At 55.3% G+C, this 23,979-nt stretch carries 20 protein-coding genes; 10 read left to right on the plus strand and 10 right to left on the minus strand.

Annotated elements, in window-relative coordinates:
• The first annotated feature begins 4 nt into the window (after positions 1–4).
• Entirely contained in the window at positions 5–1,603 is a 1,599-nt protein-coding gene (locus tag DFT_RS25855; RefSeq protein WP_152971972.1) for a golvesin C-terminal-like domain-containing protein, read from the plus strand.
• A gap of 71 nt (positions 1,604–1,674) precedes the next feature.
• Here DFT_RS25855 and DFT_RS12900 read toward each other — a convergent pair whose 3' ends face one another.
• Together DFT_RS12900 and DFT_RS26245 are read right to left on the minus strand one after the other, a co-directional pair.
• On the minus strand, positions 1,675–2,298 hold the full coding sequence (locus DFT_RS12900; protein WP_054031586.1) for a YdcF family protein: 624 nt from the start codon (positions 2,296–2,298) through the stop codon (positions 1,675–1,677).
• Between the two features lie 68 nt (positions 2,299–2,366).
• Positions 2,367–2,684: a hypothetical protein gene (locus DFT_RS26245; RefSeq protein WP_054031587.1), complete on the minus strand. Its 318-nt coding sequence runs from the start codon at positions 2,682–2,684 to the stop codon at positions 2,367–2,369.
• A 64-nt stretch (positions 2,685–2,748) separates the two neighbouring features.
• On the opposite strand from DFT_RS26245, the gene DFT_RS12910 reads away from it, so the two are divergent.
• The gene (locus tag DFT_RS12910) at positions 2,749–3,558 is read left to right on the plus strand and encodes an OmpA family protein (protein WP_054031588.1); all 810 of its coding nucleotides are present in this window, start codon (positions 2,749–2,751) and stop codon (positions 3,556–3,558) included.
• Between the two features lie 57 nt (positions 3,559–3,615).
• Here the strand turns inward: DFT_RS12910 and DFT_RS12915 are convergent, their stop codons facing one another.
• From DFT_RS12915 to DFT_RS12935, 4 genes are all read right to left on the minus strand, one after another.
• Positions 3,616–4,956, minus strand: a complete 1,341-nt coding sequence (locus DFT_RS12915; protein WP_054031589.1) for an MBL fold metallo-hydrolase RNA specificity domain-containing protein — start codon at positions 4,954–4,956, stop codon at positions 3,616–3,618.
• Positions 4,956–7,235, minus strand: coding sequence for a tetratricopeptide repeat protein (locus DFT_RS12920; RefSeq protein ID WP_161807147.1), 2,280 nt, complete (start codon positions 7,233–7,235; stop codon positions 4,956–4,958). Before DFT_RS12920 ends, DFT_RS12915 begins: the two co-directional genes overlap by 1 nt.
• A gap of 306 nt (positions 7,236–7,541) precedes the next feature.
• Entirely contained in the window at positions 7,542–8,081 is a 540-nt protein-coding gene (locus tag DFT_RS12930; RefSeq protein WP_054031592.1) for a hypothetical protein, read from the minus strand.
• A gap of 105 nt (positions 8,082–8,186) precedes the next feature.
• On the minus strand, positions 8,187–9,011 hold the full coding sequence (locus DFT_RS12935; RefSeq protein ID WP_152971973.1) for a metallophosphoesterase: 825 nt from the start codon (positions 9,009–9,011) through the stop codon (positions 8,187–8,189).
• A gap of 143 nt (positions 9,012–9,154) precedes the next feature.
• On the opposite strand from DFT_RS12935, the gene prsK reads away from it, so the two are divergent.
• Together prsK and DFT_RS12945 are read left to right on the plus strand one after the other, a co-directional pair.
• The gene (gene prsK / locus DFT_RS12940; RefSeq protein WP_054031594.1) at positions 9,155–11,239 is read left to right on the plus strand and encodes an XrtA/PEP-CTERM system histidine kinase PrsK; all 2,085 of its coding nucleotides are present in this window, start codon (positions 9,155–9,157) and stop codon (positions 11,237–11,239) included.
• Between the two features lie 912 nt (positions 11,240–12,151).
• Complete coding sequence (locus DFT_RS12945) at positions 12,152–12,730, plus strand: PEP-CTERM sorting domain-containing protein (protein WP_054031595.1); 579 nt, start codon at positions 12,152–12,154, stop codon at positions 12,728–12,730.
• 87 nt (positions 12,731–12,817) lie between these two features.
• On the opposite strand, the gene prsR is transcribed toward DFT_RS12945, so the two are convergent.
• Positions 12,818–14,179, minus strand: a complete 1,362-nt coding sequence (gene prsR, locus DFT_RS12950; RefSeq protein ID WP_054032456.1) for a PEP-CTERM-box response regulator transcription factor — start codon at positions 14,177–14,179, stop codon at positions 12,818–12,820.
• Positions 14,180–14,717: 538 nt separating this feature from the next.
• A complete protein-coding gene (locus DFT_RS12955; protein WP_054031596.1) occupies positions 14,718–15,338 on the minus strand; it encodes a PEP-CTERM sorting domain-containing protein in 621 nt (206 codons plus the stop codon).
• A gap of 582 nt (positions 15,339–15,920) precedes the next feature.
• Here DFT_RS12955 and DFT_RS12960 point away from each other — a divergent pair.
• Positions 15,921–18,215 (plus strand): tetratricopeptide repeat protein, encoded by a 2,295-nt coding sequence (locus DFT_RS12960; RefSeq protein WP_054031597.1) that lies wholly within the window; start codon positions 15,921–15,923, stop codon positions 18,213–18,215.
• 1 nt (position 18,216) lies between these two features.
• A complete protein-coding gene (locus tag DFT_RS12965; protein WP_054031598.1) occupies positions 18,217–19,362 on the plus strand; it encodes a hypothetical protein in 1,146 nt (381 codons plus the stop codon).
• A 128-nt stretch (positions 19,363–19,490) separates the two neighbouring features.
• Here the strand turns inward: DFT_RS12965 and DFT_RS12970 are convergent, their stop codons facing one another.
• Positions 19,491–20,633, minus strand: coding sequence for a TIGR03790 family protein (locus tag DFT_RS12970; protein WP_235506224.1), 1,143 nt, complete (start codon positions 20,631–20,633; stop codon positions 19,491–19,493).
• Positions 20,634–21,159: 526 nt separating this feature from the next.
• Here DFT_RS12970 and DFT_RS12975 point away from each other — a divergent pair.
• The 3 genes from DFT_RS12975 to DFT_RS27470 all read left to right on the plus strand — a co-directional run bounded on the left by DFT_RS12975 (position 21,160) and on the right by DFT_RS27470 (position 23,186).
• Complete coding sequence (locus DFT_RS12975; protein WP_054031600.1) at positions 21,160–21,720, plus strand: PEP-CTERM sorting domain-containing protein; 561 nt, start codon at positions 21,160–21,162, stop codon at positions 21,718–21,720.
• A 382-nt stretch (positions 21,721–22,102) separates the two neighbouring features.
• The gene (locus DFT_RS12980) at positions 22,103–22,825 is read left to right on the plus strand and encodes a CAAX prenyl protease-related protein (protein WP_054031601.1); all 723 of its coding nucleotides are present in this window, start codon (positions 22,103–22,105) and stop codon (positions 22,823–22,825) included.
• Between the two features lie 103 nt (positions 22,826–22,928).
• The gene (locus tag DFT_RS27470) at positions 22,929–23,186 is read left to right on the plus strand and encodes a transposase (protein WP_054031602.1); all 258 of its coding nucleotides are present in this window, start codon (positions 22,929–22,931) and stop codon (positions 23,184–23,186) included.
• Here DFT_RS27470 and DFT_RS27475 read toward each other — a convergent pair.
• Entirely contained in the window at positions 23,121–23,489 is a 369-nt protein-coding gene (locus DFT_RS27475) for a hypothetical protein (protein WP_235506225.1), read from the minus strand. The two genes, DFT_RS27470 and DFT_RS27475, sit on opposite strands and share 66 nt — an antisense overlap.
• Positions 23,490–23,592: 103 nt before the next feature.
• Between DFT_RS27475 and DFT_RS25860 the strand changes: the two genes are divergently transcribed.
• Positions 23,593–23,979, plus strand: coding sequence for a hypothetical protein (locus DFT_RS25860; RefSeq protein WP_152971974.1), 387 nt, complete (start codon positions 23,593–23,595; stop codon positions 23,977–23,979).

Raw genomic sequence — 23,979 nt, forward strand, 5'->3', positions numbered from 1 at the left:
ATCAGTGGCCGGCGCAGCACAAGTCACGCTCGCATGGGATACAAACAACCCAGCACCCGACGGCTATAGAGTCTACCGCCGTGCAGAAGGAGGGAGTTACAATTACAGCTCGCCCTCCTGGACCGGGGCCGCCACTACGGCAACCCTCGCCAACCTGGCAGACAACACCACCTACTACTGCGTCGTGCGCGCCTATGTCGGCAGCCAGGAAAGCGGCAATTCCAACGAGGTCAAAATCAGCCCCCAGACCTCGAGTACGTCCTCATCCGGCACCACTTCCTCATCAACCACCACCGTCACCTTGGACAATGGTTCCAGCCGCACGTCCGCGACCGGCAGCTGGCCCGTGTCTGGCGGAACTAGCCCGTATGGAGCCAACTCGCTGTACAGCAAGGAGTCCGGCGCCAGGTACACTTTCGCCCCCCAGTCGTCGGGCCGATGCCAGGTGCGGTTGTGGTGGACGGATTACAGCTCGCGCTGCGGCAACGTGCCCGTCTACATTTACGACGGCAGCAGCCGCATCGATACCGTGTACGTGGATCAGCGTCAAAACGGCGGCCGTTGGAACACCCTGGGAGAATACACCTTTTCCGGATCGCCCCGCGTGGTGATCGCCGCCAGCGGTTCGAGCTGCAGCACCTGTGCCGATGCGGCTCAGTTCGCTTACACAACGACCGCGAGTGGCACCACGAGTTCGACGACATCCACCAGCACCTCGACCACCAACACCTCTTCAAGCAGCACAACCAGCAATACGTCCGGCAGCACCTCGTCGAGCACCTCCGGCACCACCTCCGGTTCTACCAGTACCACTTCCAACAACAGTGCAGTCATCGTTCTCGACGACGGCAAGACGGGCACCACCGCATCGGGTAGCTGGAAGGTCTCCGGCGGCACCAATCCCTACGGTTCCCAGTCCCTGTACAGCAAAGATACCAGCGGCCGATACACCTTCTCATCCGAACTTTCAGGGCGCTACGAGGTCTCCCTCTGGTGGACCGAGTACTCCTCCCGCTGCGGCAGCGTGCCGGTCTATATTTACGACGACAACGACCTGCTGAAAACGATCTACGTGGATCAACGCGAGAATGGCGGCCTATGGAACGTTCTGGGCAGCTTCGAATTTTCCGGCAAGGCCCGGGTCGTGGTCGCCTCCCGCGACAGCAGTTGCAGCACCTGCGCCGACGCCGCCGAATTCAGCCTCGACATCGATGATGACGACTCGCTCCGTGTCATCGATGACGGCGAAAGGGGCACCCTGGAGGTCGGCAAGTGGTCCGTATCCGGTGGGACCGGTGCCTACGGCTCCCAATCCCTGTACAGCAAAGATACCAGCGGAAAATACAGCTACTCGGCCCAGCTTTCCGGCAACTACGGGGTCTCCCTGTGGTGGTCCGCTTATTCCTCACGCTGCGGCAGCGTACCGGTCAACGTCTACAACGGCAGCACAAAGGTTGGCACCGTCTATGTCAACCAGCGTCAAAACGGCGGGAAGTGGAACTCCCTGGGCAGATACAATTTCACGGGATCGGCCCGGGTAGAAGTGGTATCCCGTGACAGCAGCTGCAGCACCTGCGCAGATGCAGTACAGTATGTAAAGTAGAATTCAAAAAACCAACTCCCCGTTTTCAAACGATTCACACCATTTGAAAACGGGGAGTTTTCTTTAACCTCTTAAGAAAGATCCCGCCCAAGCAGATACCGCCCCACCTCCTCGAACGAAGCCAGATCGCCTTTGCCTTGGTAAGCTTCAATCCGCCGCATCTCCTCATGGATCAGATCGATCCGCTTGGCCTGCAGCATGCCTTGTGAGTGCACCGCCGCCTCGTGCCAAGGCAGGGCGACGCCCGGGAAACTATATATATTGATCTCCGGCCACCCCCATATCGCCACGCTGGCCGCCGTCATCAAGGCCCTGAGCTGATGAAACGGGGAGGAAACGATCATGATTGTCTTATAATCCTGCAACCTGGCATACGATATCAGCGCCCTTGACTCGATGAGGGTATGAAGCATCCGGACCGCGCCGACCGGCACCCGTTCCAAAACATCGCCATCGATCCCAAGGCCGGCCAATTCCCTCTGCCAGTCCGCGAATCCAGGATAGCCGCTCACCGGTGGCGCATCGCAAATCAGTATGTGCTTTGCCAGCCCTTGACGAACGATCGACTGCGCCGCTCCAAACACCGAAGCCTGATTGTCCTGCGTCTGGCAATAGAGATAAGCTGCGTCCACCGGCGGTGCCGGTCGCTGATCGCAAAGCGCCCAAACGAGCAGTTCCATCAATTTGTCTGTCATTCTCACAACTCCGTTACCATGACAGTGCACTCCAAACAACAACCTGGCAGATTCCAATAATCAACCCGTCACACGCGACGACATCCTGCAACCATATGATTTTCAAACCTTCCCCGCATGTCTATCCCCTCTTCCCTCTTGAAGAAAACGAGAAAATGCCGTATAAGAGATTTATTAATGGCGAACTCGTCAAAAGGTCTAACGTCGTCATGCAGAAGAACGCCGGCATCCAGGCCATTTTTGAAAACACTGGGCCCGGCTTTCTCCGGGATGACGGTAAAACATGATTCCAGGCTTTTAACAAAGCCACCAGAAATATTTAAAACACAATTTACAACAATCACATCCGGTTCAAGCCCAATTTCGGCGACGACTTCAACGTGCATTCTGCAAACTGGCCCAAATTCCCCGGCGCACCGTCATCCCCGATTGCCAATTAGGAGATCGCCAATGAAAAACTTCACCACTCTGGTCATCCTGGCAGCACTTGCTGTAGTTTCCTGCTCGACCTTCGGCTCCCCGTCTTCTTCCCAAAAGGAGGCCGAATTGCTGGAGAACGGCTACATCGCCCTATCCGCCGGAGATTACAACACCGCCGAACATCTCCTGAACCAGGCCCTGTACATCAACGACAAGAATCCCTACACGCTTTTGAACTTAGGCGTGGTCTACCAGGACACCCAGCGCTACAAACAAGCCCGCGATGCCTACCAGGCGGTGATCGACATGAATCCTTCGGACACGGCGGCCTCCGCCAACGTAAAGGGATACTCCGGCCGCAATCTGGTCGAGATCGCCAAGGTCAACCTGGCCAACTTGCCGCCGGCCGAAACCCAGACCCCGCCCGACGCGGATGGCGATGGGGTGCCGGACGACTCGGATTGGTGCAAGAACACCCCGCCCCAGGCGGCCGTCGATGCCAACGGCTGTTGGAACCTGACCGACATTTTCATCGTAAGCGGCGTGGAGTTGAAGCCTGACGCGCTTACCCAGCTCGACGATGCCGTGCTGGTGTTGATGGCCAACCCGTCGCTGCGCATGGAAATCCAGGGCCACACCGACAACAGCGGCTCGGACGAGTTGAACCAGCGCCTGTCGGAAAAACGGGCAAAGGCAATCTACGACTACCTGGTCCGGAAAGGCGTGCCGGCGGACCGTCTGACCTACAAGGGATATGGCGAAAGCCGTCCCATCGCATCCAACCTCAAACCCGAAGGCCGCGAACAGAACCGACGCATCGAACTGGTACCGTTGCCATGACTCAATATTGAAGGCAGCGTAAAAAGTCGTTGAGGCGTCATCCCGGTGGTTTTACCGTCACCCCACCACATACCCTCTCTGTTCCAGCGCCGCCGCCAGCGCCGATCGGGCATCATCTTCCCCGTGCACCAGACGGATCATCTTCGGACGTCCGCCCATTGCCGCCACCCAATCCAGCAAGCCCTTTTGATCGGCATGGGCCGAATAGCCGCTCAACACATGCACACCGGCGTTCACTCGCCGCTCCACCCCGTCCAGCACCACCGTGCCATGGCTTTCGGCCTGCGCCTGAATGCATCTGCCCGGCGTTCCCTTTGCCGTATAGCCCACAAAGACGACATCGTTCCGCGGCTCCTCGATCCCGTGCACCAGATGATCCACAATGCGCCCGCCCGCACACATGCCGCTGCCGGCGATAATGATCGCCGGGCCATCGACCCCCAGCAGCTGCTCATGCTGGTAATGCCTGGGCACGGCAAACAACCTGTCAAAATCCAGCGGATCTTCCCCGCGCATCAACAGCGCCCGCGCCTCCTCGTCCCAATAGGCGTGAAGCCCGGAATAGATCTGCGTGATATCCAGCCCCAGGGGCGAATCCACGAAAACCGGCGGCTGGGCTTCGCCACGCAGCTGAGGATACATTTCCCGATACGCATCGTCGGAAAAGATCCTGTCCAACTCGTACAAAACCTCCTGGGTGCGTCCCAGCGCAAACGCCGGGATGAACACCTTGCCCCCGTCGGCCAGGCAATGCGCGAGAACACCCGCCAATTGCCGGACCCGCTGCGTCCGGTCCCCGTGCAACCGATTGCCGTAAGTGGATTCGAGAATCAAAAAGTCCGCCGGATCCGCCGTCTCCGGATCCAGCAACAGCGGTGTGCCCCGGTTCCCCAGATCCCCGGAAAACAGGATGGAGAAGCCATCGCGGGCGCTCTCCAGCCGAACGAAACAGGAACCGAGAATATGCCCGGCCCGTCCGAGCTTGAATGAAATACCCCGCTTCAAATCAAAAGAAGGACCGCATTCGAAACCCCACGACAAATCGTCGATCCGGCGCGCAACATCCTCCCGGGCATCGTCCGACAGGTGCTCGAAGCGCATGGCATCGTTCAGCATGGGAACGATCAGCGCCTGGGTCGGATGCGTGCAGATGATCTCTCCCCCAAACCCATCGGCGATCAAACGGGGCAGCATCCCGATGTGATCCACATGGGCATGCGTGAGGAAAATGAAATCCAGCTCTGAGGCCCGCACCGGCCACTGTGACGGATCCACCCCCCGGTCCTCGCCCTGGGTCATGCCGCAGTCCACGAGGAGGTTCAGCCCCTGCAGCTGCATGAAATGGCACGAGCCCGTCACACACCGCTCGCCGCCCAGATGGACGACCGGAAATTTCATCAGAGTTTCTCCAACACGGCCCGGACCTCCTCGGCCTTTTCGAACTTAGGCGCCAGCACCATCACCCGCTCCAAAACCGCCTTGGCCCTGGCCGGCTCGCCGGCCTTATAGTAGGCCATCCCCAGATGAAAATGCACCATGGCATTGTCCTTCAGCTTCTCCGCGCTGTCGTTCAACTCCGCGATGGCGCTGTCGTACAAACCCTTTTTGTAGTACACCCAGCCCAGGGTATCCATCACGCCGGGATCGTTCGGCAATTTCTCCTTGGCCAGCCGCGCCAGATCGAGCGCCTCGTTCAGCTCCCGGTCCGTATCTGCCAGCCGATACGCCAGATTGTTGGCCGCCGGCGAGAACGCCGGATCGATCTTCAGGGCCTCCCGGTAGTGCTGCTCGGCCGGTTCGTACTTCTGCTGCATCTCATAGAGCGTGCCCAACAGCATGTGCGCCTGAACCTGATTGGGGTTTTGGGCCAGCACGGCGTTGTACTGCCCGATCGCCCGGTCGATGTCGTTTCTCTTCCAGTACACCTTGGCCAGCTCGAAATAGGGCGGCATGTAGTTCTCGTAGGTATCGATGGCCTCCTTGTACGCCGCCTCGGCCGCCGCATCCTTTCCCTGGGCACCGTAGGCCCGCCCCTTGAGGTGGGAAATCACGGCCACATGCAGCGCCGAGTCCTTGACCTGTTCCAGATGCGCGTCGCAACGGTCAATGGCCGCCGTGAAATCCTTGCGCCCCACATAAATACTCACGATCTGCGCGAAGACATCCATGAGTTTTGGATTGATCTGCAGGGCCTGGTCAAAGGCCGCCAGGGCGCCCTCGTCATCCCTGAGCATCCGCCGGGCGATGCCCAACTGGTAATAGCCCTGGGGATCGTCCTGCCGCATGGCGATCATCCGCTCGAAAACCTCGGCCGCCTGCGCCGGCTGACCTTTGGCCAGATAGGTCTGACCGAGAATGGCATGGGCCTGATAGTGGTCGGGCAGCTCCTCGATCACCTCCTTGCTCAACCGTTCGGCCGAATCCACATCCCTCAATCGCAGGGCAATATCGGCCAGCAGCAATCTGGCCTGCAGATTTCGGGCATCCAGCTCGACGGCCCTGTTCAGGGAAGCCTTGGCCACCTGCATCTCCCCCTTGGAAAAATGAGCCAACCCCTTGTAGTAATGGGCCTGTTCCGCCTTCGGCTCCTGGGCGACGATCGCGTCGAAAACCGCCAGCGCCCCATTCCAGTCTCTCTTTGCGATCAGAATCTCGCCCTTGAGCATCCGGGCCGGCATAAAACCCGGGCGGCTGGCCAGGATCTTCTCGTTGTAAGATTCGGCCGGGTCGATCTCATTGGTTTTGAAATGGTGGCGCGCCACCTCGTAGAGCACCGCGACATCGTCGGCATCCACCTCCAGCGCCTTGGCATACATCTCCCTGGCCTTGTCCGTGCTGCCGATCGTCTCGTAGAAGCGCGCCGCCGCAATGTAGCGCTTGCTGTTCCCGGGCTCGAGTTCGACCGCCTTCAGCACGGACGCCTCGGCCGCCTCCATCTTCTTCTGGCGCAGATAGAAATTGCCTTGGGCCATGTACAATTCCGAACTTTGCGGATTGGCCTCGATAGCCGCTGCAAATTCTTTTTCGGCCTGGTCGATATCGTTCCGGCCTGCATAAAACCCAATCAATGCCAGCCGCGTCCTGACGTCCTTGGGATCGACCGCCACGGCCTTCTTCAAATTGATTTCGGCCTCCTCCATCTTGCCCTGTTGGGCCAGAACACGCGCCAGACCGACATACGCGCGCGTCTGGGTGCCGTCCAGCCGGATGATCCGCCTGAAGGTTTCGGCCGCCTCGGGAAGGTTCTTGTCGATATCCTCCAGACCGGATTTGAGGTAAAGCGCCTCGATGTTCTCCGGATCGCTGCCCAGCACCGCATCCACCCTGGTTCGCGAATCGTCGAACTGCTTTCCCAGCATGTAGAATGTGGCCAGCTTCAGCAAAGCGTCCGTGTTGTCAGGATCCAGCTGAACCACCGTCGAATACGCACGGAAAGCGCCCTGGGCATCCCCCATCTTCAAATAGGTCTCAGCCAGTTTCGAGTGGGCCGCCGTGTATTGCGGATCGATCTGAATGGCGTTTTTGAGCTCGATCTCGGCGGCCTTGTACTCCGCCTTATCAAAATAACCCACCCCTCTCTCGTAGTGCGACAGCTTCTTCTCCTCATCCGAGGCGCATCCGCCAACCACAAGCGAAACCATCAACACCAAGCCACACCATTCCCAAAAGGACCTCATCAGAACCCTCCCAATGTGCATTTATCGTCTTCCCGGCGAACGCCGGAATCCAGTGCTTTCAATATTTTCCACCGCAGAGACGCGGAGTGCACAGAGAAAAGATTTGTATCTAAATAAACGCATCTGCGGTCTCTGCACCTCTGCGGTGAGTTGTAATCTCTTTGGAACTTATCCAACTCGACGGTTTCGCAAAAAACCCCATAATCAGGTATCACCGTCTTCACGGCGAACGCCGGGATCCAGTCGGTCAAACGCCGCATCCTTATCATCCTTTACACCATGGATGCAAACAGCCGCCCCCTACCATCATCCCCCCACCAACCGAACATGATCCAAATATAGCTCCTGCCTTTCCACCGGCGACGCCATGAACAGCAACAACCGATAAATGCGCTTCAAATCGAGCGGCCGGCGCCCTTCGGAGGTCACCAATTCGTCGAACCCGATCACCACCGGGTTCTCTCCCGGCGCCAACACCAGGCGCCGATTGAACCGCTCCCCATAATCCGGATAATCCTTGCGATCGTCGATGCGCACCGTCACCGACACCGGCGCTTCCTGCGGATTGAAAACGTCAAACGCCAACGCACCGTATCCCCGCCAATCGTTGCCGTACAACCTCGCCGACCATCCAGGCCACTGCGAAGGAAACAGCGACATCTTAAGCGACCGCTCCCCATGGGTCGCATGCGCCTCCGACAGCGAAAACAGCGTGAAACAGTGCCAATGCATCCGATCCAGATCAGCATCGGTCTCGAAATCGAACAGCACCCGCTCGGCCGGCCGCTCCGCGACGCATCCCGACGCCAACACCATCCCCAAGACAACCACCAACGCCTTCAGCACCTGGCACGTCCCCCTATATAAAATGACGGATCACCTTCGCCCGATCCACCCGACCATTCGCACCACTTCCACAATTCCCGACATTCCCTCAATTCCATCTCCCAATCACCGAAAGTGCAACACCACCACCTCCGGCCGCCGCAGCAACCTCACCGACCAATGGCTCGTCCCAACCCCCCGACTCACAAACATGCGGCTCCGGCCCTTTTGGAACCACCCCTGGCTGTATCGCGCAGTCTTCTCGTATCCCAACATCCCCCAAGCCCACCCGGGCAACGGAATCTGCCCGCCATGCGTATCCCCGGCCAACACCAAAATCGGCTGGGACCCATCGATCTCATCGAAAACCAACGGACTGTGGCTGAGCAAAACCGCGGGCAACTCCCCATCGCCCCCCAAAAACGACCGCCACCCATCGAACTCCCGAAACGCCTGCCCGTCCACACCCCCCACCAAAACCGGGACGCCGCCCATCTGCACCCTTTCACCGGAATTCCTCAAAAACCGCACCCCATGGGCCTCGGTGGGGGCACCACTGCCCCTTGCATGGCAAAACAGGCAACTCTGCCGGTCATCGCTGTAATCGTAATCCCCCATCACGGCCCAAACCCCATCCGGGGCACCCAAACGCCCCAAAAACGCCAAGGCCGGCCCCGCATCACCCCGCCAGTGAATGTAATCGCCCGTCAGGAAAATCATGTCCGGGCCGACATCCCCCACAATTTCCAAAACCCGGGCCTCCCGCTTGCCCATCCGCCCGATGTGCAAATCCGTCAAATGAACCGCGGTCTTGCCCCGCAACGCATCGAACGGCGGTTGCACATCCACGGTCACGTGCCGCACCGCAATCCAATCCGGCTCCACTCGAAATCCATAATAGGCCGCCAATCCCGCCAAAATGAAAATCAGCAAGCCCCAAGTCTTTCTCATTCCAGCTTTTTTCCCTCCCACTTGATACCCGCCCCTAATAGTGCTACCAGACACCATCACCCATGTCAGTGCCCGACCACAAACATGTCGTTTGGCCATTTGTGGATGGGCCCTAACCACCACTCAACACCAGACGGCCCGTCATGCCCCTAAAACTCTTCTATGTCTTCGACCTCCTGCTGCTCCTATCCTGCGCCGTCGCCCCGCGCCTCCGCAACAGCGAACAGCGGGTTTCCCTGTCACTCATTCAAATACTGGCCGCCCTGCCCCTGCTGGCCGCACAATACATTTACTGCGCCACCGAATTGTGGTCACCAGCCACTTACCTCCTGATCTTGTTTACCGAAGGCCTCTTCAGCCTCGTGTGGCTCACCCTGGCCGTCCGCCTCTCCATGCCGCCGGTCGAAGACACACCGGAAACACCAATCGTCATCACTGGACAACTCCTCGCGGCCGCCGCCCTCATTGCACTGACCCTCTATTTCCAGTACCATCCACCCGACGTCCAATCCGCAACGAACGACCTGGTATTTGCCCCATACGGCGCCATCTATTTCCACGCCCTCGCGCTTCTGCTCGCCATGCTCGCCACCGCCTGGCGACTGGAGACCTTCTGGCGCCGGCTCTCCCTATCCGACCGCTGGGCATACAAATTCCTCATCATGGGCTGCTTCCTCGCCACCGCCGCCCTGATCTGGGCCGGCTCCTACCGGCTCACTTACCAGCGGCTGGCCACACACCACCTGGCCCTGATGGCCGCCCTTGCCGTGCTCTCCTGGCTGCTCATCGTTTACGCGGTCGCACGCCACCGGCTGCTCAACCGTAAAATCTTCATTTCGCGCAAGATCATCTACTCTTTCGTGGCCCCCACGATTTTTGCCGCCTATCTGTTCACACTCGGTGTCATCGGGCTGATCATGCGCGCCTTCGGGCTGTCCCTGCCCTTTTTGCTGCAATGGCTGGCCTTCTCCATAGGGCTTCTGGCCGTCGCCATCTTTCTCTTTTCGCCCGGGCTGCGCCGCCGGGTCCATTTTTTCATCAGCACCCATTTCTACATCAACAAATACGAATACCGCGACGAATGGCTGGCCCTTTCCATCCGGCTGCAAAACGCCGCCACCGAACGGGACGTGGTCGTTGCCCTTTACGACGTACTCTCCGACAGCCTTTACGCCACCCACATCACCATCTGGATCGGAGACGACGACAGGGGATACATCGCCATCCCCTCCCAATCGCCGAACCCACCGACATCCAACGCCCCGGCCATCGCCCCGAACGATCCCCTGGTGCAATACCTCAAAACCCATCCCCACTTCTATATCGATGACAACACCGCTGACGCCACCCATCGAGCCCTTGCGTTTGAACATAAAGCCCTCTTCGAAAGCTCGGACCTCGTTCTGCTGGCTCCCCTCCAGGCCGGCGAACAATTGATGGGCATCATCGGGCTGGGCCGGGAGTTCACCGGAGGACGCTACGGTCAAGACGACTTCGACCTGCTCGCCGCATTGGGCACCCAAACCGCATCGGCCCTCATGGCCGTGCGCATGGCCGAAAAACTGGCCAACGCCAGGGAGCGCCAGGCCTGGCATCGCCTCTCCGCCTTCGTGCTCCATGACATCAAAAATGCCGCCGCCATGCTCGCCCTGGTCCGGGCCAACGCCCCCGCCAACATCCACAACCCCGAATTCCAGCAGGACATGCTCGAAGCCATGGACGACGCCCTGGCCCGCATGGGCAAAGTTCAAACCCGGCTGGACATGCTGAAAGAAGAGATCGTCCCCGAATGGACCGATGTGGAAATTCACCAGTTTTTAGACGACTGCTGCAATACAATCAACAAACGATTGAAAGGCATGGCCATTGATCTCATTTGCCCGCCCGAGATCCACATCCAGACCGACCCCAATTTTCTCTCCCGGATCGTCGAAAATCTTCTCATCAATGCCTTCGAAGCAGGCGGCCAACCACCCACGGCGTGCGTTCGGGTCGACGCAAATCATTCCCAGCACCAAGTCACCATCTGCATCGAGGACAACGGCCCCGGCATAGACCAGGACCTTCTGCCCGAGGCCCTCTTCCAACCCCTCAAGACCACCAAAGCCAGCGGCAGCGGAATCGGCCTCTGGCAAGTCAAGCAACTGGTAGCAAGCCTCAACGGCACGATCCACGCCGAAAATATTCCCGATGGCGGTGCCTCGTTCACCATCCAGATTCCAAAATAGCAACCGTAAACACCGTAAACTGTGATACCGCTGCACGGGATCAACCCAGAAACTCAAAAACGGGTTCATCCAACTCGAAGGATTGGCAACAACCCCTGAATCAAGTGTTTTCGTCTTCCCGGCGAACGCCGGGATCCAGTAGGCTCACCAAGTGCTTGAATCCTGGATGCCGGATCGAGTCCGGCATGACGGGGCCCTGCCTGGACGCCGGACCGAGTCCAATGCGAGGGGGCTTGGTCCAAAACCCTAATCAAAACCTGCCCCGACCACGATCCAGTGCCCGGCACAACTCCTCCACGATCCATGTTCCGGCACCACGCCTCTACCCCCTATTACGTGTTCATCCAACTCGAGGGCTTCGCAACAACCCCTGAATCAGGTGTTACCGTCTTCCCGGCGAACGCCGGGATCCAGTAAGCTCCACGGGTGCTCGAATCCTGGATGCCGGATCGAGTCCGGCATGACGGGGACCTGCCTGGATGCCGGATCGAGCCCTGCATCCACAATCTTCCTAAAGACGGGCTCCCCGTCTGCAGTTTGTCGCGGGCTTCGAGCGCAGCCAGGATGACGGAAAATCGAATTGCGGACTTTACGAGACGGTTATGATTTTCCTATACAGTAAAAAAATACCAACAAGCCGATTGCTTCATAATTCCTCCAAGAATCGTTTTCATTCCTGGAAAAAATCTATAATCATTTGTTATTATAACAATATTGCCAAATCGGCATTCAACCCGCCATTCACTCATCTGTCGTAAAATTTTACACATCCACTTCCACAAACCACAGGCCAATTCCCACAACCAGTCGATTATCCACATATCTTATAGTTTTTTTTGATTTTTTTAATACGGCATGTTTATTGCTTTATCCTTAAAGAAACGCGTTAAAAACTCTATTTGGAGACAGAACATGAAGAGAATCGCACCACTTACGATCATGATCATCTTGGCAATGTCATTCAGCGCACACGCATTGTCCATCACAACTGTCAGCTATAGCGGAAGCGACTATGACGGCACCTACATGTTTACCGTCATTCCCGATCCCCCAACGACCACACCAACGAGCGATCCCGCACTCAGTTGGCTTCAGAGCCAAATTAATACTTGGTTCTCCGCTAATGAATCAGGTTACCAAATCGATTCGCTCACATATTACGATAAATATGAATTCGATGAGGGCACAAGCGAGAATGGACTGTTGTCTATAACCGGTGGCACATGGTATGCGCCGGTTCCGGTCGAATTCTATGCTGTTAAAGGCTCAACCAGTTATGCCATGTATTGGCTCGGTTTTGACGGCGCTTCATCCGCCCAATGGACGACCGGGCACCTTGTAGGGACAGCCGATCAAGACAGCGTCGGCATATCACACCTGACCGGCTACAACCCCGCAGTCGCACCGGTTCCGGAGCCTGCCACCCTCCTGCTCCTGGGCAGCGGCCTCCTGGGCCTCTTGGGCGTGAGCCGCAAAAAGTTCAAGAAGTAGTTTCTATTTTCACGAGTTTGAAAACAAGAAGATCCCCGTAACACAAACCGGGGATCTTTTTTTATCGTATCTTCCTCACAATCCCATTCACGAGATACCATGCTTCTTGATCAAATCGTGCATGGTCGGCCGGCTGATCTCCAGCAGCTGCGCGGCCTGGCTGATGTTGTTCCCGCAGATCGCCAATGCCTGCCTTACCACCTTGATTTCCGCCGCATTCCGCGCCTCTTTCAAGGTGGGCAGCCGTTGCGTCCCATTGTCCTCCGGCCGGTTCTCCTCCAAACCCAAATCAGACGCTGACAAGATCCGGCCCCTGGTCATCCCCAAGGCCCGTCGAATACGGTTTTGCAGTTCGCGCACATTGCCCGGCCAATCGTAAGCCGTCATGGCCGAAAGGGCGCCGGGAAGAAAAGAAACCTGGCCGCGTTTCAACGCAGCCGCCTCGGTTTGCAGAATATGCTGTGCCAGGTACAAGATATCTTCGGCCCTCTCCTTCAAGGCGGGCATACGCACCGGAAAGACATTGAGCCTGAAGAAAAGATCTTCGCGAAACGCCCCCTGCTTCACCGCCGCTTCCAGGTCAACATTGGTGGCGGCGATGATACGGGCGTCCACACTGAGGGTTTTTTCGCCGCCCAACCGATCGATCGTCCCCTCCTGAAGAAATCTCAATATCTTGACCTGCAGCATAAGGGGCAGTTCCCCGATCTCGTCCAGGAACAGCGTGCCCCCATCCGCCTGCTCGAAGCGCCCGGTTTTGCGCCCCACAGCGCCGGTAAAGGCTCCCTTCTCATGTCCGAAAAGCTCGCTTTCCAGCAGGTTTTCAGGAATCGCCCCGCAGTTGATAATCACCAGGGGGCGCTTGGCCCGTCGGCTCAGTGCATGCACCGCTCGCGCGGCCATCTCCTTGCCTGTCCCGCTGGCGCCGGTGATCAACACCGGATAATCGGTGGCGCTGACATTTCGTATCTGCTTGAACAAGCCTTTCATCACCTCGGAAATTCCCAGCATACCGCAAAGGGAACCGCCCTGGTCCACCTGATGCCTCAGCCGGCGGTTGTCCGTTTCCAAGGCATGGAGCCTGAAGGCACGGCGCAAAATAAAATCCAGCACCTTTAAATCCACTGGCTTGGCATAAAAATCTGCCGCCCCCAGCGCGACAGCCCGCATCGCGTTTTCATGTTCTGCATTGCCAGTAGTGACAATCACTTTTGTGTCCGGAGAGACAGACGCAATCTCTTCAAGCAGCAGCAATCCCTCCTGTGCCGTGTCCGGGTGTGGCGGCAGCCCAAGATCCAGCACCACGACCGGAAAGCTGCCTGAGGCCAAAAACGGCCTCGCCTGCTCCGCATCATAAGCGATGCTGATGTCGTAATCCTCCCCAAGCCCCCACTTCAGCTGCTTGGCCACGGACTTCTCATCTTCGATTATCAATAGTTTCTGAACCATCTCATCCCGCAACCGAACAAAAAGGTTAACCCGATTTTTCAAACACCATCATCATTACAATGCGATGTGCACAACCGGCAACCCCTTTCTATCCTGCCGCCCGTCCTGCACCGCACTCGACGAGCGCAGGATGCATTTGGTAGCATCTTAAGGTAAATCAAGCGCAACGGTTCCGCATCCCTTTTTGATATTGGCAATCCTTGATGGCTTCGTAAAAAGCCCGGAATCAGGTTTTACCGTCATTCCGGCGAAAGCCGGAATCCAGTATTTCAATAAGTACTGGATGCCGGATCAAAGCCTGCCCCGGACCACGATCCGGGGGCCGGTATGACGCTTCTGCGACTTTTTACGGTTTTATCACTCCTTGAATTTACTTACCGCTACGCCTGAACCACATGGCATCTTTTATAAAGATTTCCAAATAATAAGGCGCCAAACACACAAAAGAGTTTTTTGTGTGTTTGGCGCCTATATAGTCAAAACCAGTTTACTCTTCTATTCCGACCGCAATGAAATGACGACAACTCAAGCGATCGAATTATGATTCCAGGCTGCTTCTTTTTTTTCTCATTCGACTGAAACCCGCCAATCCAAGTAATCCCGTACCAAACAGCAGCATCGTAGCCGGCTCAGGCACGGGAGCTCCCACGAGCTGACTTTGGTTATCGATAATACTGCCATTTTTCGTAATCAAATTTACTGCTATCACTGTCCAACCGCTGTCATCAAATTGGTTTTGGTACGCACTCAGGGTATTCCAGTCGCTGCCATTAGTGATCTCTTGTTCCAGATACCAGATCGCGTTTTGCACCATCTGGGCAGCGTTGCTGATTTGATCAAAGACACCAGACATATAGGCTGCATAAAGCCACTTGGATTCACTGGAAACCGGATCTTTACCATCTACTCCGCCAACCCCACCACCTGATGCATAATCGCCAACAGAAGACACATAATAGGTTTTGCCTGGTTCAAAATAATTATTCTTTTCCAAACAAAATGTACCGTAAGTGTTACCTTCAGCATCCGTCATTGTATAAGGCACATCCCAATCATTTTCCATTGTTACATAGGTATCGGCCATCGGCAGTGCCCATACATTCCCAGCAATAAAAACAACCGTAAGCGAAACCAATAAAAACATCATAGCTTTCTTCATCAGATTCAACCCCTCCTTAGAGCTTCGATTTGAGTTTTGAGCATCAGTTTAAATAACCACAAGAAAAATTCGATCCGAGCCATACATTGCAACGCATTTTCAAATACACAACGAAGCATTAAGCAGGTTGTATGCCATTTAAATTTATTCTTAAATTTCTTGTAGTTAGTTTGATTAAACCCGATGCACACAAAAAGAGGGGCTCCAAAGAGCTAAAATTGAGTAAAACAAACCTCAGATATGTGGAATTCAGGTCTTCGCTATGAAAAATATTCCACAACTGCCCGCCCTCGGCGAAACCATCATGACACACGACACACGCCAACTATCCAATTAAACTTTTTATTTTTTCGAATATATAGTACCTAACCGGGCAATCATACTTGATAAAACCGTAAAAAGAAGCAGAGGCGTCATGCCGGCGAACGCCGGCATCCAGAACATATTGAAAATACAGGATCCCGGCGTCCGCCGGGATGACGGGAAAAACGCATTCCGGACTTTTTACGGTCCCGTCATACTTAATGGTTTACTAAAAATCCTCAAGGCGTTCACAGCGCCAACATTTGACAGGGGGAAAAAATGAGCCATTCTCAGCGCCACCCAGCCATCACGATCGCTGCAACACTTTTCATTGGCCTGCTGCTACTCAATGGATGCGCCTCGGACGAGGACAAAAAAGCGGCTCACCTGCAAAAAGGAATCGCCTATTTTGAAAAGGGCGAATTCAAGAGCGCCGAAATCGAACTCCGCAACGCCATCCAGATCGATCCCCAATATCTGGCGGCCCACCTCCAGTTGGCCGAAACCTACGTCAAGCTCGGCGACCCCAAAAGCGCCTTCCAAGAGTATTCGCGCATCGCCCAGCTCGATCCCGAAAACAGCGACGCCAACCTTAAACTGGCCACGTTTCTGCTCTTGGGCAAACAGCTCGATCAGGCAAGAATACACGCCGAAAAGGTGCTTGCCGCATCCCCGCAGAATATCGACGCCATGATCATCCTGGCCGCCATCAGCGACCTTTCGGACAACCCGACCGAAGCCGCCGACCTATACAAACAAGTTCTTGCCATCGACATTACCCACATTGGCGCCTACACCGGTTTGGCGCGCGCCTACGCCAAACTGGGGGATACGGCGCAGGCCGAACACACCCTGAAAAAAGCCGTCGCCGCCGCCCCCGGATCTGCAAAGCCCCATTTAACCCTGGCGGCCTTTTATGCCCAGCAGCAGCGTTTTGATATGGCCGAGCAGGAAATGCAAACGGCCGTCGCCAAAGAGCCCGGCAATGCCGAACTCCATACCACCCTGGGCAACTATTACATGTCCCGCGGCCAAACCGGCAACGCCGAAACCGCCTTCCTCGAAGCGGTCAAACTGCAGCCCAAAGAGACCAGGCCTTACCTGACCCTGGCCGCCTTTTACGAGGGTAGCCAAAAAAGCGACCAGGCAGAAGCCATGCTCAAACAAGCACTCGAGTTCAAGCCCGATGATGTCCAGTCCATGGACGCCGCGGCGCGGTTCTACCACCGCCACGACCAGACCGACCAGGCGGCGGCCCTGATCGACCAGGCACTGGCCCTGCGCCCCGGCTACACCCCGACGCGCCTGCTGAAAAGCGAACTTCTCATCGCCCAAAAGCAATATCCCGAAGCCATCGAACTGCTGGACCGCCTGATCGCCGAAGCCCCGAACCTCGCACCCGCACACCACCTCAAGGGAGCGGCCCTGCTCGCTAAGAACGACCTCAACCTGGCCAAGACCGCCCTGCTCAAAGCCGAAGAACTCAACCCGCAGATGCAGTCCACCAAGCTGATGCTGGCCGACATCTTCCTCAAACAACGCGATTTCAATTCTGCGCAGCAATATGCCCGCGGCATCGTCGCTACCCAGCCGGAAAATTTCCAGGCCAACCTCATCCTCGGCAGCGCCCTGCTAGGCCAGCAGAAAACCGCCGAAGCCCTGCCCTATTTCAACAAGTTGATCGCGATCGAACCGGACAACCCCATCGGCTACTACCAACTCGGAAACCTCCAGGCCGCCACAGGCGACTACCCGTCCGCCCAGGCCAACTATGAACAGGCGCTTCGCATCAACCCCAACCTCATGGACGTGTTTACCAATCTGATCCGCGTCTATGTCGCCCAGAAGCAGCACGATGCCGCCCTGGCCAGATGCGACCGGCAACTGCAAAGCGTGGCCCCAGGTACATTGCAGCGCGCCGTCATACACGACCTGAAAGGCAGCTTGTATGCATCCCAAAACAATATGGCCGCGGCCGAGCGCTCCTTCGAAGCCGCACTCGCCGAAAACCCCCAGTACCTGAAGCCATACTACGCCCTGGCCCGCATTTTCATGGCCAGGAACCAAAGCGACAAAGCCATCGCCCAGTACCAAACCATCCTGGCCAAAAAGCCCGACCAGCCGGGCGTGCGCATGCTCCTGGGCATCATCTACGAAATGCAGAATCAGCCGCAGTCGGCCGAGGAACAGTATCGCCAGGCGCTGCAGATCGATCCCGGCTTCGCCCCGGCAGCCAACAACCTGGCCTACATGCTGGCCTCCAATGACGGAGACCTCAACGAAGCCCTCAACCTGGCCCGCCTCGCCCGGGAAAAGCAGCCCGAGGATCCATCCGTGATGGACACCCTGGGATGGGTCCTCCTCAAACGCGGCCTCTACGACAGCGCCATCCGCGAGTTTTCGGAAAGCCTGGCCAAACTGCCCCGCAATGCCACCATCCATTATCATCTGGGGTTGGCCTACTATCAAAAACAGGAAATCGCGCTCGCCAGAAAGGCCCTGGAAACCGCCTTGAGCATCGATCAGGATTTCCAAGAGGCCGCGGCCGCCAAAAAACTACTGGCAGAAATGTAACATGAAGCACCTGTCATTCAAACTTCTGGCGTTGTGCATCCTCCTGCCGCCCTTCCTCTACGCTTTCAGCCTGAGCGGCCTGGAGAATCTCCTTCAGAAGCGCTACCTCGCGCAGATCCAGTCCGTCTACACCGCCGGCACCTCGCCCTCGCTCATGGCGCGCCGGCCGCTGGAGGAGATCATCGCCGCCAACATCGACGCCTACCTGGAAAAGGTATGGCTCCGGCGGGTCGGCGTCGTGGTACAGGTTACGGTGAGAACCGGTCAGGGCAACCCTGTCTATCCGGCAGCCTACGCCGACCATTCGCAGGAGTGGCGCATGCCAGACCCCCTGGCCCTGGCCAGCACCAACTACCAACTGCTGAGCCAGGGCCTGCAACTGGATTTATCCGTCATCATTCCTCACAACACCCTGTTTGCCAACGCGATCCTGCTGCTGTTGACCATGGCCGCGCTGCTCGCGTTATGGCATTTCTACCGTGCGAGCGCCAAAACTGCCCAGGCCGAAGCCGACCGCAGCAATACGGAAATCCAACGCCTGCATGGCATCAAGTCGGAATTCGAACGCCACCTGGAATCCCTGCAACAGCAACGCACCGAACTCGAAGGCCAACTGAAACAGATCCGGGATGAGCTGCAGGCCGAAAAGTCAAAGGCTGACGCCACGGAAAACGAGATGCTCGAGGCGCTGACCGCCCTGGAGATACAGCTCCTTCGCAAAGTCGATCGCCAGCAGGAACTCGAAAATGAAATCGACCAACTCAAAGGTCGGCTGGAGACGCTGGACAACGAAGAGATAAGCAACAACCGCAGCAAATCCAAGCCTGCCGAATCCGCAGCCCGACGGTTCGGCACCCTTTACAAACAGCTGACCCTCAACGAGCGCGCCGTCAAGGGCTTTCTCGAACTGCCGGAGGATATGAAAATAAAAGCCGAAGAGATGCTCCAGCAACTCAACTACGAACCGGACAAAGTGCTGGTCAAGCGCAAGGTGTTTGGCAAGAAAAACAGCGCCACTGTCCTCGAATCCCTGTTTGCCTACAAAGGCCGCATCTACTACCGCAAAACCGCCAACAAGATCGAAATCCTGGCCATCGGCACCAAACACACCCAAACCAGGGACTTGGCTTTCCTGGAAAAAATTTAGCTACCATCCTTGCCAGTTGCGTAAAAATCCAAAATTCGCTTCCCCTGTCATCCCGGCAAAAGTCGGATCCCACTGCCCCCGTCATCCCGGCGAACGCCGGGATCCAGAAAAAGAAGGGCCCCATACCCTCAGAATGGCCGGTACAACGGATCCCCAACCAAGACCATCTGCCACGACAAATAGGGCAGACTGGCAAAATAGCACTCCACCAGACTCCAGCGTCCGCTGACCAGCATCCCGAAAAAAATCTCCGGCAACGGAAACGCCTGAAGATAAGGTTCCCAAACCGGCCCGATGGTTGCAGCCGCCCCCTCCTCCAGCATCCGTTTGCACCATACCTGGCTTCCGGGCCGCTTCAACGTAGCGCACTCTGCACTGGCGATATGAAACCCCACCGACCCCTTCTGCCACTTAAAGGCAGGTACATATCTCCCCAAACTGTACCACCCACAGTACAGCGCCGTCTCCGGACACTCATTTTTCTGAAACAGCCGCTCCTCACTGTCAATGACCACCCCCAAACGGCCACTCTCCCTGACCCGCATCGCAGCCCGGTGGATCGATTTGTCATAAAGCCCATAGGCGCCCTCCCCCTTCTTGCTATCAAAGGCCCACCGGGCATCGAAATAAGCCATCCCCTTCAAGCCGGACTTTTCAGCCGCAAGGCTGTCATCGATCATCCGTTGGACAACTTCAGGTGAAGAGCCGTCCAAACGGGCCACCTGCTTCACCTGCAACCAGTCGACCAGGCCCTCCCTCCCGGCAAAACCGGCAAACAGCGGATTGGCCACCCAACCCGCCAACGGATAATCTTCCACCATCACCAGCGCCAATTCCGAATCGAGGGCAGCCCTCTTACTATCAGCGCCTGAAGCTTTCAGCCGAGCATCAATATCCCTCAACTCCCGCTCTATCTCCTCTGCTACCGCCCCATTCGCCTCCCCAGCCAGCGACAGCCTCTTTTCCAATTCCTTTTTCGTCTCACTCAGTTGCTCCAACTGACGCGCCTCATCATCTGTCGGTGCAGGCCCCTCGATTTTCAATGGCAAACCATACATGGTTAACAGGCACTTAATCGCCCTCTTTCTGGACAGGGTCTCGATGTGCGCCCGAGCAGGCCTTAAAATATGCGCCTCATAACCTTCCCGACTGCACGTCTCATCCTCCTGAATTTTCACCTTCAAAAGGTTGGAAGCAGGAATAGCTCGTTTTTCCATATAATACGCAGCCAAACGCAAACTCTCATTCGAACGCGCATTGCATATCACCATAACCTCAGCCGGTCCCAGGGCCCAGGCCTGCCCCACGAATATGAACCAAACGACCCAAAGCCTCATATCAGTATGCCCAGTGGATAATCATGCCCCAAGAAAGAGCCTCGAATAGCAAGAATACAACCGTTTTCTTAGGAGTGGGTCAATTAAAGCGGGACCCACCATGCACTCCTCTCTCTCGTTAAGCCTATTATTTGACCATGCTCCTCACCAAGAAAATCAAGTGAATCATAGAAGTTGTAAAATTTTTCGACGTACCATGACACAATTTTCTCCCAAAACAATTTCCAATTTTCTATAACATAATAATCCCGTTTAAATACAGATAAGTAAAAGGCGATTAAACGATCTAAATTGTAGCTACACCGAAAGATTATGTCGAAAATTCTTACACCTCTTCATTTTAAGTCCATTAATATCAAGGTTTCTTCTTTGTTAACAGTAATTTAGTGATTTTGGCACGCATCTTGATTGTAATGCCTTCAAAATCGTCCTTCACCTTAAAACCTGATAGGAGGTAAGTATGAAAAAATTTAGTGTCTTTTTATGTAGTTTGGTAATGTTTTTCAGCATGGCAGGTTTAGCGAGTGCAGTGCCAGCAACATGGTCTGATTTTATCGATTGGACCCCCGACGAAGAAATCTCGCTTCTTTCAAACAACCCCTTTTCCTACTTTCATGATATTAGTGATACAAGTTTTAATAGCGATTCTACAATTGATTATTTTGAACTCACTGTAGCGCTATATGACGATAATCAAGGCTATTGGTTTTTTGGGTACCACCCTGATGGTAGCGAAACTGCTAATGTATCAGTTTTTGGTGATTATATTTCTTACGATTTTTCCTTAACGTCTAATACAATGGAATCGACATCTCTTCTTGCCAGACTTGATATATATCACGACGGAACGTTAAACGTACTTATTACGTCTTTTGGCGGCGACTTTTTAGCGGATTACTCACAACTTACAGTATACGGTGATGATGGCACTGCCCCAGTTCCCGAACCGGCCACTATGCTTCTCCTCGGCACCGGTCTACTCGGGATGGTTGTCGTTGGCCGCAAACGCTTCAAAAAGTAGCATCGAGTCACCTCAACAGACCAAAAAAAACCCCCGAGGATTCACCCCGGGGGTTTTTGATTTTCTCCCTAACGAACATTCAAAATTTCAACTTTTACAGTCTCGAAAAATGTTGAAATTCGTCTTTCCCGTCATTTCGGCGAAGGCCGGGATCCAGTTTTTTTCAACAATTTCTGGATACCGGATCAAGTCCGGCATGACGACTTTGCGGCTATTTACGAGTTCATCAAACATGCATGTATGAATTTTTATATAGTAGGGTAGATTAAGCGTAGCGGATCCGCCGCCTTAACCAATTAGCTCTTATCCCTTCAGCCCAAGATACTGTCAATTTGAATCGCCGCACCAAGCTACTGCCACCTCACAGCCAGGAAGGGCCACCATGCAAGCATTTAAACATAGCGGCAACGGCAACTACGATAGAATAATCTCCAAGAAAAACCCCAAATACCTAATCGAAAAACCATGGATACCCTATGCGATGCCCTTCATCCTCTTCCTACTCCTTACCGCACCAGCCAAATATTTTCCCATTTACACCCCTTACTTCTACATCACAAAAACCATACTGGTCGCCTACCTTCTCTGGCATTGGCGCCATGCATTTTCCGCCGATATCTCCCTCAGAATTAAACCTGCAGAATATCTCCTGTCCATCGCCGCCGGATTAGTCGTACTCGTCCTCTGGATCACACCCGAAGATATTCTGCCGAAAATTGGCACTCCCTCCGGCTTCAACCCATATGCATTCCAATGGCCAGCCGCCGCCACCGTCGGCCTAATCGCCGTTCGCTTGGCCGGCGCCTCCATAGTAGTGCCTATAATGGAAGAGCTGTTCTGGCGCTCCTTTATCATGCGCTATGCCATCAACCCCGATTTCCGCAAAGTCCCTCTTGGCACATTTTCTCTGTTTTCCTTTGCGGCCGTCGTGATCCTGTTCGGATTGGAACATTACCGGGTCATCCAAGGTATAATAGCAGGCATCATTTACACCCTACTCGTCATCCGCCAGAAAAGCCTTCGGGGCTGCATTCTTGCGCATGGCGTTACCAATTTAGGATTGGGCATTTACGTCCTTTCCACTGAAGAATGGCTTTTCTGGTAATCTACTTGGATACAAAAACACCTCGTGCCAATCCTCTCTACAATTAAATGAAGACCTTTCCCCACCCTCCTTCCAGCCGTTTAATCTGCTTTCAGGAGGCATCATGGCATACCGTAAACCCCAACGCTACTTTTCCTTCGCCGACCTTGCCGTCGAAATACATGCCGATAAAAACCGCGCCCTGGCCGTGCTCAAGCAGCTCAATCTGACCATCGACTGGAACCCTCTCAAAAAACTCCTGGATCAATTCTACCAAACCGGCAAACAGATCGAAGGCGGCAAGGCCTACCCGCCGTTATTGCTGTTCAAATGCCTGCTGCTTCAAAAATGGTTTCAGATCCCCTCCGACCCCGAACTCTAAAGCCAGATCAACGACCGCATCTCCTTCAAATCCTTCCTGGGATTGCCCCAGGATCAGGCCGCTCCGGATCACTCCACCTTTTCCAGATTCCGCAGCCGTCTGTCCAAGCAAGCCATGATAAAGCTCAACAGCGCGCTGCTTGCCCAGCTGCATCAGCACGGGATCACAAGTCAATGAAGGCGTCGCCATCGATGCCCGCCTCGTTAAATCCGCTTCAAAGCCCATCTCAAACGATAAGCTCACCGGGCTGCGCGACAAACAAGCAGAAGCTGACGGCAACCTGGATAAAAACGGCAATCCCAAAAAAATTCTCCCGCGATCTTGAATCCGACTGGACCATTAAAAACGATGCCCCCCATTTCGGCCTGAAAGAGCATGCCGCAGTCGATGTGGAAAATGGACTGATTTGTCGACCACCCTTACCCCGGCCTCCCACAGCGACTCGACCTATCTGCCCTATGCCACCATCTACAGCATGCATACCGATCAGAAAATCAATGTGGTCTATGCCGACAAGGGCTATGCCGGCGCCCCGAATCGAAACTTTCTTTCCATGAACAAAATCGCCGACGGCATCATGCGTAAAACAATATCAATGCTTCCCTTACCGAAGCCGAAATCGCCAGAAACAAATCCATCTCCAAAAAACGATACGTTGTCGAACAGTACTTTGGCCTGGCCACCCTGTTTGATGATCGCAGCCGGGCACGTTTTTCCACCATTATTAAGAACAGCATCGATGCCATGTTCAGGCAGTTTGCCTTTAACTTGCGCAAAGGGGCCGGGGTTTTAA

The sequence above is a fragment of the Desulfatitalea tepidiphila genome, assembly GCF_001293685.1.
Taxonomy (GTDB): Bacteria; Desulfobacterota; Desulfobacteria; order Desulfobacterales; family Desulfosarcinaceae; genus Desulfatitalea; species Desulfatitalea tepidiphila.

Bases quoted from the DNA above. Each gene is read 5' to 3' on its own strand.
- DFT_RS12900 (WP_054031586.1), bottom strand. From the start codon at position 2,298: ATGACAGACAAATTGATGGAACTGCTCGTTTGGGCGCTTTGCGATCAG.
- DFT_RS26245 (WP_054031587.1), bottom strand. From the start codon at position 2,684: ATGCACGTTGAAGTCGTCGCCGAAATTGGGCTTGAACCGGATGTGATT.
- DFT_RS12910 (WP_054031588.1), top strand. From the start codon at position 2,749: ATGAAAAACTTCACCACTCTGGTCATCCTGGCAGCACTTGCTGTAGTT.
- DFT_RS12915 (WP_054031589.1), bottom strand. From the start codon at position 4,956: ATGAAATTTCCGGTCGTCCATCTGGGCGGCGAGCGGTGTGTGACGGGC.
- DFT_RS12920 (WP_161807147.1), bottom strand. From the start codon at position 7,235: ATGAGGTCCTTTTGGGAATGGTGTGGCTTGGTGTTGATGGTTTCGCTT.
- DFT_RS12935 (WP_152971973.1), bottom strand. From the start codon at position 9,011: ATGAGAAAGACTTGGGGCTTGCTGATTTTCATTTTGGCGGGATTGGCG.
- prsK (WP_054031594.1), top strand. From the start codon at position 9,155: ATGCCCCTAAAACTCTTCTATGTCTTCGACCTCCTGCTGCTCCTATCC.
- DFT_RS12945 (WP_054031595.1), top strand. From the start codon at position 12,152: ATGAAGAGAATCGCACCACTTACGATCATGATCATCTTGGCAATGTCA.
- prsR (WP_054032456.1), bottom strand. From the start codon at position 14,179: ATGGTTCAGAAACTATTGATAATCGAAGATGAGAAGTCCGTGGCCAAG.
- DFT_RS12955 (WP_054031596.1), bottom strand. From the start codon at position 15,338: ATGAAGAAAGCTATGATGTTTTTATTGGTTTCGCTTACGGTTGTTTTT.
- DFT_RS12960 (WP_054031597.1), top strand. From the start codon at position 15,921: ATGAGCCATTCTCAGCGCCACCCAGCCATCACGATCGCTGCAACACTT.
- DFT_RS12965 (WP_054031598.1), top strand. From the start codon at position 18,217: ATGAAGCACCTGTCATTCAAACTTCTGGCGTTGTGCATCCTCCTGCCG.
- DFT_RS12970 (WP_235506224.1), bottom strand. From the start codon at position 20,633: ATGGTGATATGCAATGCGCGTTCGAATGAGAGTTTGCGTTTGGCTGCG.
- DFT_RS12975 (WP_054031600.1), top strand. From the start codon at position 21,160: ATGAAAAAATTTAGTGTCTTTTTATGTAGTTTGGTAATGTTTTTCAGC.
- DFT_RS12980 (WP_054031601.1), top strand. From the start codon at position 22,103: ATGCAAGCATTTAAACATAGCGGCAACGGCAACTACGATAGAATAATC.
- DFT_RS27470 (WP_054031602.1), top strand. From the start codon at position 22,929: ATGGCATACCGTAAACCCCAACGCTACTTTTCCTTCGCCGACCTTGCC.